Source organism: Maribacter sp. PR66 (genome assembly GCF_028464205.1).
Taxonomy (GTDB): Bacteria; Bacteroidota; Bacteroidia; order Flavobacteriales; family Flavobacteriaceae; genus Maribacter; species Maribacter flavus.
Genome location: NZ_JAQPCH010000003.1, coordinates 230,549 through 244,037, shown reverse-complemented (window position 1 = coordinate 244,037; position 13,489 = coordinate 230,549). Strand labels below are relative to the sequence as shown.

7 protein-coding genes and 1 pseudogene are annotated in these 13,489 nt (G+C 42.1%); 7 read left to right on the top strand and 1 reads right to left on the bottom strand.

The window, feature by feature from the left end; genetic code table 11:
• Positions 1-190 precede the first annotated feature (190 nt).
• Positions 191-1,459: an LVIVD repeat-containing protein gene (locus PP181_RS08570; RefSeq protein ID WP_272636759.1), complete on the top strand. Its 1,269-nt coding sequence runs from the start codon at positions 191-193 to the stop codon at positions 1,457-1,459.
• A 198-nt stretch (positions 1,460-1,657) separates the two neighbouring features.
• On the opposite strand, the gene PP181_RS08565 is transcribed toward PP181_RS08570, so the two are convergent.
• Complete coding sequence (locus tag PP181_RS08565) at positions 1,658-4,804, bottom strand: WD40/YVTN/BNR-like repeat-containing protein (RefSeq protein ID WP_272636758.1); 3,147 nt, start codon at positions 4,802-4,804, stop codon at positions 1,658-1,660.
• 175 nt (positions 4,805-4,979) lie between these two features.
• Here PP181_RS08565 and topA point away from each other — a divergent pair, with 175 nt between their 5' ends.
• The 6 genes and pseudogenes from topA to porN all read left to right on the top strand — a co-directional run bounded on the left by topA (position 4,980) and on the right by porN (position 13,479).
• Positions 4,980-7,469, top strand: a complete 2,490-nt coding sequence (gene topA, locus PP181_RS08560; protein WP_272636757.1) for a type I DNA topoisomerase — start codon at positions 4,980-4,982, stop codon at positions 7,467-7,469.
• Positions 7,470-7,536: 67 nt separating this feature from the next.
• Positions 7,537-8,694, top strand: a complete 1,158-nt coding sequence (locus PP181_RS08555) for a formimidoylglutamase (protein WP_154918144.1) — start codon at positions 7,537-7,539, stop codon at positions 8,692-8,694.
• 120 nt (positions 8,695-8,814) lie between these two features.
• Positions 8,815-10,180 (top strand): annotated as a pseudogene (porK, locus tag PP181_RS08550) (type IX secretion system lipoprotein PorK/GldK).
• Between the two features lie 78 nt (positions 10,181-10,258).
• Positions 10,259-10,909 carry a type IX secretion system motor protein PorL/GldL gene (gene porL / locus PP181_RS08545; protein ID WP_138257116.1) on the top strand — a complete coding sequence of 217 codons (651 nt, stop codon included), beginning with the start codon at positions 10,259-10,261 and terminating at the stop codon, positions 10,907-10,909.
• A 59-nt stretch (positions 10,910-10,968) separates the two neighbouring features.
• The gene (gene porM, locus PP181_RS08540) at positions 10,969-12,528 is read left to right on the top strand and encodes a type IX secretion system motor protein PorM/GldM (RefSeq protein ID WP_138257117.1); all 1,560 of its coding nucleotides are present in this window, start codon (positions 10,969-10,971) and stop codon (positions 12,526-12,528) included.
• 63 nt (positions 12,529-12,591) lie between these two features.
• Positions 12,592-13,479, top strand: coding sequence for a type IX secretion system ring protein PorN/GldN (porN, locus tag PP181_RS08535; RefSeq protein ID WP_154918149.1), 888 nt, complete (start codon positions 12,592-12,594; stop codon positions 13,477-13,479).
• The last annotated feature ends 10 nt before the right edge of the window (positions 13,480-13,489 follow it).

Genomic DNA, 13,489 nt, shown 5'->3' with positions numbered 1-13,489 from the left:
TAGCATTATATTCAAAAATATGACAAGATGACAGTTTAATTTAGCTTTAATTTATAGTTTGAATTATTATAAATGGAATGTCATTCGTTTAGATGTAGAAAGAAATGGGTGCAAATTTTTTTATTATGGAATACGCAACTAGAAAGCCCTTTTTGTATCTAATAATTGAAACAAATAAACTGCTAATGCAATGAAAAAGAGTATACTACTGTTGCTTTTATTGGCTGCGCTACCTTTCGTATCCTGTGATGATGATGGTCCATATGAGGACTATTTGGTAGCACGCCCCATTTTGGAAGATGCCATTTCATTTAAGGCCGAAGCCATAGATATTATCGACCCAATTCCTATACAGACATCGGGGAAAATTTATGCCTACAAGAATTATATTTTTATTAATGATGTAGGTAGCGGATTTCACGTCATCGACAATCAGAACCCTTCCAACCCACAAAATATTGCCTTCATTAAATTGGAAGGAAACAACGATATTTCCATTAAGGACGATAAACTATTTGCCGATAGCTATGGGGATCTCGTCATTTTTGATATTTCCGATATCAATAACATTCAATTGACCAGCCGTATGGTAAATGCCATATACAAGAACTATGATGTTTGGATACAGAATGTGGAGTTTCCCCAGGCCGATATTTATGACTACGGCACTATCGATTACGACAGGTATGTGGTCGTTGGTTGGGAAGTGAAAATGGAGCGAAGACCGGTTTCTGAATATGAAGAACAATTCAGATGCGATAACTGTGAATTTAGAAATTTCGATAACGTTGTAAACACTGCAGAAAGTAATGTGGGCCAAGGTGGTTCCCTCGCTCGGTTCAAGATTGTGGGCGACTATCTGTATGTAGTGGATTATAGCGACCTGAATATTTTTGATATCTCAAATTTGGAGACCCCTACCGCTTTGGAAGATGTATCCGTAGCTTGGGACATAGAGACGATATTTAACCAAGGTGAAATTTTGTTCATAGGTGGAAGACAGGGCATGTACATCTATGATATTAAAGACCCTGCCAAACCTGAATTCGTTTCTGAATTCAGACATGGAACTGCGTGTGACCCTGTGGTAGTGGACGGTAACTTCGCCTATGTGACCTTAAAAGGCGGGGATTTTTGTGGTAATACCGAGAGCGGTCTTTACGTGGTGGATATATCCGATTTAAAAAATCCTGATTTGAAGGTGATTTATCCTATGTTCGGTCCCAATGGACTGGGTATAAAAGGGGACAAACTCTTTATTTGTGATGGAAGCGATGGGCTTAAGGTCTTTGACAAGAGTAATGCTCCCAACATTACCCAACTCAACCATTTCCCTGATATCGAAGCCTATGATGTTATTCCTTTGGAAAACACCTTGTTGATGATTGGAGGAGGTACGTTACGGCAATATGAATATTTGGAAAATGATATCCAGTTGATAAGTACTTTTGAGTTGTAATCAACAAATAATAATAATAATAATAAAAAGGGAAGCACATAGAGCTTCCCTTTTTAATTAAAATAGTATGTAACCGGTTATTGGCACCGCCAAATGATTTAATATGCCAAGGCCTGCCTGCATGAACGCTTGTCGGGCAGGTCTCGAAATTAAAAGGTCGTTTCCTACGATCCCCTCGTGAGCTTGCCCTATGTTAGTTTACTCCAATGAAATCATTTTGATTTTGCTTTCTTGCACTTTGTTATTTAGGTTTTCCACGTATTCCTGCATCAATTTATTCAGGTTTTCGATTTCAACATTCAATTCTTTTGTTACTACCTCAAAGAATTCTTTGGCCTGTTTTGTTGGAGGCTGATCACCTCTTTGGGAATCGGCCAATAAAAACGCAAGCCGATTGTTTATTCGGATTCCATAATTCAAAGGGTCCTGTCTACTTTGGTTTTTGGTCATATGGATGTTGTTTTCGATTACCGTTAATTCCGACTCAAATTCTTTGATGAGTTCCTGCATTGCGGTATCCTCTTTGGTTTTCTCCTTCAAATAATCCAAATCGCTTTTTACCTTTCTGATTGAAATGATGGCATTGTTCGCACGGCTAACCTGATTCCGTACTCTAATCAGAAAATCGAACTGATCTTGTAGTTCTTCTTGCGTTATTTCCAGTCTTGGATCTTTTAGAATGGTAAAGTCCCGTTCCTGCACCTGTCCATTATAGGTTAGCCTTACCTTATAGTTTCCGGGCACGGCTTTTGGGCCTATGTTGGGCGATGAATAAAAAATCATTCCCTTAAAGGCATCAAAACCGGGATATCTCATGTTCCAAACGAGTCGGTTGCCACCGGATTTTACTTTTAAAGTTTTAGTGGCCGAAGGATTCAAATTATCGGCAATGGCCTTGTTAGAGAAACTTTGTATGATATCTCCATTGGTTTCCAGAATATCGATTTGTACGGAATCTGTCTCTTTGAGGTCTTTAAGGTAATAATTTATGATGGTACCATCTGGATGGTTTTCCCCTTCCAATTTTACATTTCTATCGTCCCCATCACCAGATTGATACATCCTATAGGAGCTATCGGGTTTATACATGTAAAAATCACTGTTGGCAACCTCCTGCGACAATTGATGTAACGGGGTGAGGTCGTCAATCATCCAAAAGCTTCTACCATGGGTAGCGGCGATGAGGTCGTTATCCCTCACATGAAGGTCTCGTATGGAAGTTATGGGCAAATTCAGCTGAAAAGGGGACCAAGATTTGCCATCATCAAAGGAAATGTACATGCCCCATTCCGTTCCGGCATAGAGGAGACCCTCCTTTACCTTATCTGAACGTATAGCCCTTGTATAATATTCTCCCGGTATTCCATTGGTGATCAATTCCCATGTTTTTCCATAATCCTCCGTTTTGTAGAGGTAAGGTGTATAGTCGCCAAACTTATAGGACGAGGCGGCTACATAGGCCGCTCCTTTTTTAAAGGGACTTGCATCGATACAATTGATCATATTCAATTTTGGGGACATATCCAAAGGAGGGGTTACGTTCTCCCAATTCTCACCATTATCCCTTGTTACATGGATAAGTCCATCATCACTACCGGTCCATAGTACCCCTTCCTCTAATGCCGATTCCGATATCACAAAAATATTCGAATAGAATTCCGCACCTGTATTGTCCTGGGTAATTGGGCCACCACTTGATTGTATGGTCTCAGGGAGACCTCTGGTCAAATCCGGAGATATGGTCTCCCAGGACTGTCCTCCATCTGTAGTCATGTGTAAATAGTTGGATCCCGCATAGAGTTTGTTTGAATCGTGCATGCTAAAAGTAACGGGATAGTTCCAATTGAAGCGGTATTTCATAACCTCGGCCCCGGATCCGGCAGGATTGTCCGGCCATACGTTAGTAGACCTTTCTTGGCCTGTGCTATGGTCCAATCTGTTCATGTATCCTTTATAGGTTCCACCGTAAACAATATCATTGTTCATTGGATCAGGGGCCAAATGAGCACTTTCGCCTCCGGCGGTAGGTTCCCAATCTCTTTCCGTAATGGCACTTCCCGCGGTTCTATGGGCTATTCGGATGGCCGTATTGTCCTGCTGCGCACCATATATGCGATAGGGAAATACACTATCCGTCGCTATTCTGTAGAATTGGGCGGTGGGTTGATTGTGGTAGGTAGTCCAATTGTTTCCGCCATCATTTGAGATTTGTGCTCCCCCATCATCGGCAATGGCCATTCTCAAATTGTTGTTGGGATCTATCCAAAGGTCATGATGGTCCCCGTGGGGCGCGTTCTTTAAAGTAAAGGTTTTTCCTCCATCCGTAGATACCCCGTAACTTACGTTCATTACATATAGCTTATCCACATTTTGTGTGTCCGCATATATTCTGGTGTAATACCAGGCGCGTTGTCTTAGGGCACGGTTTTCATTTATCTTGTCCCAAGTCTTACCGCCATCGTCCGATCGGAAAAGACCACCCTCTTTCGCTTCGATTAAGGCCCAAACCCTTTTTGAATCTACAGGTGATAACGTAATTCCAACAATGCCCCATGGAAATCCTGGTAAACCGGAATTTGTTGAAATGTCCGTCCAAGAATCCCCTCCATCGATACTTTTATACATTTTGCTATCTGGGCCCCCACTGTCCATACGGTAGCCATTTCGTTTCATTTCCCAAGTTGTGGCATACAAAATTCTTGGGTTATTGGGGTCCATGATAAGATCGCCGGCACCTGCCTTGTCGCTTATATAAAGTATTTTTTCCCAGTTCACGCCACCGTCCAGTGTGCGGTAAACGCCTCTTGTTTCGTTTGGTTTCCACAAGTTTCCTAGGGCGGCCACATAGACAATGTCCGGATTTGTTGGATGTATCCTAATGCGCGCAATGTGTTCAGACCCTTCCAATCCAATAAACTTCCAAGTCTCCCCGGCATCCAGACTTTTCCACATACCATGGCCTGAGGAAACGTTCCCCCGCAACGTTTGTTCCCCCTCTCCTACATATATAATGTTAGGATCGGACTCGGCTACGGCAACGGTCCCTATGGAACCTCCAAAAAAGCCATCTGAAATACATTCCCATGAATTACCAGCGTCGGTTGTTTTCCAGACACCACCACCCGCGGTCCCCATATAATATAGATTTGGGTCATTGATAACACCGGTTACCGTTCCGGCCCTACCACCTCGAAAGGGTCCCACCAAACGCCATTCCATCCCTTGATATAGTGACTGGTCAAACTGCACGCCCTTTACTTTGTTGTTTTTTCGCTGGGCAAATGCTTCCTTTGCGGGTAGATAAAAAAGCAAGCACAATACAACTAGGAAGTAGTTCTTTTTCATTTTAGGTCGGTTTTTGAATTAATTCTTCTAAAAATAAGAAAACAAATCTTTCCAATTCATAGCTAATCATCAATTCTTTGATTTCATGAAATTCTTTGAAATTACCCTGAAATAAAAGGACTCAAATTTTAAAGTATAAATTTTAGTATACATTTGTATCCATAAAAATCAATGCATGGCCAAGAATTTAGTTATCGTCGAGTCCCCGGCAAAAGCAAAAACCATTGAGAAATTCCTAGGAAAGGATTTTAAGGTAGAATCCAGTTTTGGACATATTGCCGATTTACCCTCCAAGGAATTGGGCGTAGATGTGGAAAACGACTTTACACCAAAATATATCGTTGAGAAGGAGAAAAAAGCCCTGGTCAAAAAATTAAAGGATTTGGCCAATAAAGCGGAAACCATTTGGTTGGCGAGTGATGAAGATCGGGAGGGAGAGGCCATATCCTGGCATTTGGCCGAAGAATTGGGCCTGGACAAAAAGAAGACCAAAAGAATCGTTTTTAACTCGGTCACCAAAGCGGCCATACAGCGGGCCATTGAAAACCCCAGGGATATAAATTACAATCTCGTAAATGCCCAACAGGCCAGAAGGGTTTTGGACCGTTTGGTGGGCTATGAACTATCGCCCGTGCTTTGGAAGAAGATAAAACCAGGCTTGTCCGCCGGTCGTGTTCAATCCGTAGCGGTCAGGCTGATTGTTGAGCGGGAACGCGATATCGAGGCCTTTACACCGGAAGCCTCGTTCAAGGTTTCTGCGGAATTCAAAACGGAATCGGGCAGCGTTTTTCAGGCGAAGTTGGGCAAGGCCTTTGATTCCAAGGAAGAGGCAAATGCCTTTTTGGAACAAAATATCAGGGCCGAATTTTCAGTTGCCAAATTGGACAAAAAACCGGCCAAAAAATCCCCATCGTCACCCTTTACCACCTCTACCTTGCAACAGGAAGCTTCGCGAAAGCTTTATTTTTCCGTGGGAAGAACCATGCAGGTGGCACAACGATTGTACGAGGCCGGACTCATTACCTATATGAGAACCGATAGTGTGAATTTATCAGGCGAAGCTATAAATTCGGCAAAAGATGCCATCATAAAAAACTACGGCGAAAAATACAGTAAAGTCAGGAACTTTACAGGAAAATCCAAAGGAGCCCAAGAAGCGCATGAGGCCATCCGACCTACGGATATGTCCAACCAATCTCCTTCCCTGGAACGAGATCAGGAAAAATTATATGACCTTATTTGGAAAAGGACGGTCGCGTCACAAATGAGCGATGCCGAGCTGGAACGTACAAATGTTCGTATCCAGGCAGATAAACATTCCGAGGAATTCACAGCCAATGGTGAGGTCATTAAATTCGATGGTTTCCTAAAGGTATATTTTGAGGATGTTGACGAGGAGGATTTGGCCGAGGAGCAGGACGGTATGCTACCGTCCATGAAGGTAAACGAGGTCCTTTATAACAATTATATCACCGCTACGGAGCGGTTTACGAGACCTCCCTATCGATTTACAGAAGCTTCTTTGGTCAAAAAGTTGGAGGAACTGGGTATTGGAAGACCTTCCACCTATGCACCAACGATTTCTACCATATTAAATAGGGGCTATGTTGAAAAGGGAACCATAGAAGGCACGGAAAGAAAATATGTCCAACTAATTTTGCAGGCCCATAATATAAAAGAAAAGAACCTTACAGAAAATGTTGGTTCAGATAAGGGTAAAATGGTACCCACGGATATTGGGACCATCGTTACGGATTTCCTTGTAAGCAATTTTGGGAATATCCTGGACTACAACTTTACGGCACAGGTAGAGGAGGATTTTGATGAAATTGCCACGGGCGAGGAAGATTGGAAAAAAATGATGAAAAACTTCTACAAGGATTTCCATCCCAATGTCCTTGATGTAGAGGAAAATGCGGATAGGGCGAGCGGCGAACGCGTTTTGGGCAAAGATCCCAAAACTGGCAGACAGGTGTCCGTTCGTTTAGGAAGGTTTGGACCCATGGTGCAAATTGGAACCGTGGAGGAAGAGGAAAAACCGCTCTTTGCAAGTCTTCTGCCAGATCAGTCCCTGAATACCATAACGTACGAGGAAGCCATGGATCTCTTTAAACTTCCCAGAAAATTAGGAGTTTATGAAGGTGAAGAAGTAGAGGCGAACGTGGGCAGGTTTGGCCCTTATGTGCGCTTTGGCAAAACCTTTATTTCCCTGCCCCAGGATGAAAGTGCCATGGAAGTTGAAATGGAGCGTGCCATTGAACTCATCAAGGAGAAACAAAAGGCCGATGCGCCTATTGCCAATTATGAGGGTGAGGAAGTTACAAAAGGTGTTGGCCGCTTTGGCCCTTATATCAAATGGAACGGAATGTTTATCAATGTCAACAAAAAGTATGATTTTGATAATCTTTCCCAGGATGATATTGAGGAATTGATAGAGGACAAAAAGAAAAAGGAACGGGAAAAGGTAGTGCAGAACTGGCCGGAAAAAGGTATCCGAATCGAAAAGGCACGATGGGGTCGCCATAACATTATTAAAGGAAAGATTAAGGTGGAGCTGGCCAAAACGGTAGACGTTTCCAAAATGTCCTTGGAACAAGCTGCCGAACTCATAGAAAAAAAGACACCCAAAAAAAAGACCAAAGCGAAAACTAAATCAAAAAAGTAGTATAATTTTGAAAATAGTGAAGCAGCAAATCACTTTCAATCATCAAAATTAATACCGCGTAACCCACATGGCTTTTGATTTTTTAGTCCCAGTAGAAGATAAGGTACTTGCCCATTGTGAATTACTGCCCGCACAGGCCATTGGTAGAAATACCCATATACATACGGAAAAGGATGGATTGCCGGTTTTGGCAAATGCCACCGTCGCCATATTTGGAGTCAAGGAGTCCAGAAATGCTTACGAGAAAAAACTGGAAACTTTGGATGTATCGGGCATTCGATTACAATTATACAAATTGATGCTGGGTAACTGGGATACTACCATTGTAGACCTTGGAGATTTGGAGGAAGGAGAAACCGTTGAGGATACTTATTTTGTAGTAAAGGAAGTGACCGCTGGCCTGTTGGAAGAAAATGTGATACCTATACTATTGGGTGCCACGCAGGACATTACCTATCCGGTTTACCGGGCTTTTGACGGTATCAAGGATATGATAAATATGGTCGCGGTTGACAGTCGGTTCGATTTTGGCATCGATGACGAGTTGATTTCTTCCCATTCCTACATGAGCAAGATCATTACCGATAAACCCAACAACCTTTTCAACTTTTCCAATATTGGTTATCAGAGCTACTTCAATGCCCAAGAGGAAGTGGATCTTATGGAGCGGCTATTTTTTGATTCCTACAGGTTGGGTGAGATTGCCCACGAACTTTCCTTGGCAGAGCCGGTGCTTAGAAACGCCCATATGGTAAGTTTGGACGCCAGGGCTATCAAAGCCAGTGAAATTGGATTTTCAGGTAATTTTTCCCCAAACGGTTTTACGGGAAGGGAAATCTGTGCCATTGCCAGATACGCCGGTATCAGTGAGCGGGTCATGGCATTCGGTATTTTTGAAATGGAAAACAACATCCAGTGCCAACAACTTCTGGCACAAATTATATGGTATTTCATTGAGGGTATCAATTACAGGATCAAGGAGTCTCCCTATTCCAAAACGGACGACTTTACCAAGTACAATGTACCCAATGAGGAAGAGGAGCTCATTTTCTACAAGAGCCTTCTTACCGAAAGATGGTGGGTAGAGGTGCCATCTATTTTTTCTTCGCATACTAAAGAAGGTACACCTGCGTTATTACCTTGCACAGAGCAGGATTATTTGGACGCATGTGACCAAAAAATTCCTGAACGGTGGTTTAAGGCCTATAAAAAGGGCTTTAATTAATTGAAAAATTAGTAAGACATAAAATTAATAATACAATAATTTATTCAAAAGATAGTTTTAAGAGTTAGAATAACATTATAGTATTTGCATTTTAACCATAATCGAAATTTAACCTAAAGTATGAAGAAGCTATTGTTATCATCTATAGCGTTTGTTTTTTTTGCTCACGAGTTGTGGGTCAAAGACTAAAGGAGAGCTAGTCGGCGTCCAGGGCAAAAAATGGTATCCCGAAAAACCATATGGAATGGAACTTATCCCAAGGGGTTCTTTCATTATGGGTAAAAGTGAAGAAGACCAGGCCAAAGTGTTAAACGCCCCTACCAAAACAGTAACGGTTCGTTCCTTTTACATGGACGATACTGAAATAACGAACAGTGAGTACCGTCAGTTCGTAGAATGGGTAAAGGATTCCATCACAAGAACCCGTTTGGCGATTTTGGCCGATGAATTGGGAATTGGACCGGAAGATGGTGGAATTGGCGAGTATGCCTTTAAGGATGCGGATACCACAAAATCATCTGTTTATGACAAATATATGTTGGACAACTATTCCGGTATGGGTGAAACAGGTTATGAGGGAAGGGCCTTGAATAAGGACGAAGATCTTATTTGGGACACTTCTGAATATCCGGATGAATATTATGCCGAAGTTATGGATTCCCTATACATACCAGAAGAGGAGTCCTATAATGGCCAAAGAAGCATCGACGTAACAAAGTTAAAATACAAGTATAGCTGGATGGATATTGAGGCTGCTGCCCGTGCCGCCAAAAAAGGCAAGGGAAGTAGAAAGGATTTCATCCGTACGGAAGAATTGGAAATCTATCCTGATACGACCGTTTGGATCAGGGATTTCGAATACTCATACAACGAGCCAATGCACAACGATTATTTCTGGCACGATGCCTACAGCGATTATCCTGTAGTAGGTATCTCCTGGCAGCAGGCCAAGGCATTCTGTAACTGGAGGACCAAGTTCAAGAACGATGACCAGAAAAGTCGTGGAAAACAGTTCGTAAACCAGTTTAGATTGCCAACAGAAGCCGAATGGGAATATGCGGCCAGAGGTGGAATCGAAGGTGGAACATACCCTTGGGGCGGACCTTATGTAATCAGTGATACAGGTTGCTTTATGGCCAACTTTAAACCTCAGCGAGGGGATTATGCAGCGGATGCAGCGCTATACACCGTAGAAGCCAAATCCTATGAGCCAAACGACTTTAATCTCTACAATATGGCCGGTAACGTATCTGAGTGGACAAACTCTAGTTATGACCCTAGTGCTTACGACTACGTGTCCACAATGAATCCTAACGGTGGTGATCAGTCAAATACCAGAAAAGTAATACGAGGAGGTTCCTGGAAGGATGTTGCCTACTTCTTACAAGTAAGTACAAGGGATTACGAATATGCAGATTCCGCACGTAGTTACATAGGCTTTAGGACAGTACAGGATTACATGGGCGAGGAAGATTCAACACAGTAAACAAGTAAACTATTCATATTAAATTAATTAATTAGTAACCAAATCTTTAGTATTAAACCTTTAAATTAAAATTAAATCATGGCACAGTCAAAATCAACAAAAAAATTATTCAACATGGCCTACGGGCTTGGAGCATCAGTCGTAATTATAGGTGCATTGTTTAAAATCCTTCACTGGGAATTTGGACCTTTAACAGGTGGACTTTTATTGGCTATTGGTCTTATTACAGAAGCCCTAATCTTTGCGATCAGTGCATTCGAACCTGTAGACGACGAATTGGATTGGTCTTTGGTATACCCAGAATTAGCTGGAGGTGAAGCCAAGGCTAGAAAAAATGAAGTGGCCGAAATTAAGGAAGCCGAAACTTCTTTGTCCAAAAAATTGGATGATTTGTTAAAAGAGGCAGGTGTAGATGCCAACCTAATGGAAAGTTTAGGTACCAGTATTAAGAACTTTGAAGGTGCCGCCAAAGGTATTGCACCAACCGTAGATGCTATGGAATCTACTAGAAAGTATTCTGAGGAAATGGTACAGGCTGCCGCTCAGATGGAATCTTTGAACAGTCTTTATAAAGTACAATTAGAGAGTGCTAGCAGACAAGCTTCCGTTAACGAGGAAGTAGTACAAAACGCAAGTGCACTTAAGGAGCAAATGGCTTCATTGTCTACAAACCTTTCTTCTTTAAATGGTGTTTATGGTGGAATGTTGTCCGCAATGAACAGAAACTAAATTGGATTTTAAGTAAACCAAACCAAATCAGTATTAATTAAAATCTAATTAAAAAAACCATGGCAGGAGGAAAAGCAACACCACGTCAGAAGATGATCAACCTTATGTATTTGATCTTCATCGCAATGCTGGCGTTAAATATGAGTAAAGAAGTACTAGCGGCATTCGGTATTATGAACGAAAAGCTGGAGACTTCTAACGAAAAGACGACCGCAAGTAACGAAGCGTTCTTGGGTAGTCTGGAAACTAAGGCATCTGAAGATGCGGCCAAATATGAAAAGCTGTATCAGAATGCACAGAAGATCAAAGCAATGTCCCAAGAGTATTTCGACTATTTGGAATCCCTTAAGGACGGTATGACCGAAGGATTGGAAGATCCCACAGATTATGCCCGTATGGACAATTCAGATTATTTGGATCAAAAATTCTTTCAGGGTGACAATCTATCCGAAGGCGGCCAGGAATTTATGAATAGATTGACCGAATATAGAGATCAAGTAGCCGCAATCGTTCCAGCTACGCTAAAGCAATCCGTTATCGATCGTTTTAAAACTGGCGATGAAAACGGTAAGGTCGAGAAAAGGGACGGAACCAAGCAGGATTGGATCAACTACCACTATGAAGGGTATCCTTTGGTTGCCTCTTTGGCCAAGTTGACTTCTTTACAGGCCGATGTTAAGGCTACGGAAGAAGCTGCATTGAAATCTATGTTGGAAGGAGAGTTAACAAGCCAAGTTTCCTTAAAGAACTTTGCAACTTCACTTTCGGCTTCTAAATCTGCATACTATGCCGGTGAAAAGTACGATGGTAAAATCATCATAAGCAAAACGGATAACACCTCAACTCCAGTGAGAGCTGAATTGACTTTGGACGGTAGAAAACTTTCCGAAGGGACGGACTATAAATTGGAAGCAGGTGGCGTGAAAATGTTGATCGGTGCAGGAAATGCAGGAGACCACAAAGTGGAAGGTACTATTTATTTTATGCAGGATGGTGAGGAAATCGAGGTACCTGTTAGTAACTCTTTTGCAACTATTTCCAAGCCAAACGCCGCTTTGATCGCTGCGGATAAAATGAACGTGGTGTATCGTGGCGTGGCAAACCCAATGTCAATTTCCATCCCTGGTATTCCAAATAACAAAGTTACTGCATCTGCTCCAGGTTTAAAATCAGTAGGAGGCAGCAACTATGTAATGAACCCAGGTACTGGTAGAACGGTAACGATTTCCGCCTCTGGTACATTACCTGATGGGCAGACTGTTTCCTCCAAATCTGAATTTAGAATTAAGGACATTCCAAGACCAGAAGGTACTCTTAGCAGACAGGCAGGTAGTATTAAACTTCCTAGGGCAAATGTGGAGATTGCTACCATTGGCGCTATGTTGGATGACTTTGATTTTGACTTGAACCTTGCTGTTAGCGGATTTAAATTCAAGGTGCCTGGTCAACCAACAGTTACTGTAAACGGTGACAAGTTGGATGGTAGAGCCAAAGCCGCCCTTAAACGTGCAGGTCGAGGTGATGTGGTACAAATCTTTGATATAGAGGCTTACATTACAAATAACAAAAGTTACAAGTTGAAGAAAGTATCTCCGGTTGTTGTGGAGATTACAAATTAAAATAATGAATACTACCGGGTAACCAGCAAATGGTTGCCCGGTTAATTTTAAAGTTTTATAAGAATGAATTGGAAAAATGTTTTACTAATGGGTGCGGTAACATTGTTGCCTGCCTCCATGATGGCCCAGGCCAATATCCTTAACGCTAAAAAACCTGAGGATATAGGAGTGCGTACCGAGGAACAGAAAGCTGTGGATAATGACGCTCCTTTAGAATATGGTTATGTGGACGATAGGGATATTCTTTGGTCCAAGACGCTATGGGAAACCATTGATTTGGACGAAAGGGTAAATTTCCCGCTTTACTATCCTACGGATACGATGGATATCGGAAAAAATAGAAGGTCCCTATACCATGTATTGATCAAAAATCTTAGGGAAGGTAAACTGGAAGCCTATACGGATTCCTATTTTACAGAAAAAAGAACTTATAATGACCTTGCAGGTGCATTGCAATCCGTAGATACTTTGGACTATGGGTATGAGCAAATGAATGCCGGGGAGCAGGTTTCTGCAGAGTACATTACCCGAAGAAACATAACTGCAGGTGAAATTGAGGAATACCATATTAAAGGCATGTGGTATTTTGATAAAAGGCAGGGAGAGTTAAAATATCGTTTGTTGGGGATTGCCCCGGTTGCTCCGGACGTAAACTTCATCGACGATGATAATCCGGATATGGTGGAGCTGTTCTGGGTATGGTACCCGGATGCCCGTGAAATTTTGCACGAGGCCAAGGTCTTCAACCAGCAAAATTCCGCCCAGCCCATCTCTTTTGATATGTTGTTGAACGCAAGAAGGTTTAATGCCGTTATCTATAAAGAGGATAACGTTCACGGAGACCGCAAGGTCAGTGATTACATTGCGGACAATGCGCTTTTCCAATTGCTGGAAGCAAAACGTATCAAGGAAACCATTAGGGACAGGGAACAAGATATGTGGGCCTACTAGGTCAAAAAAA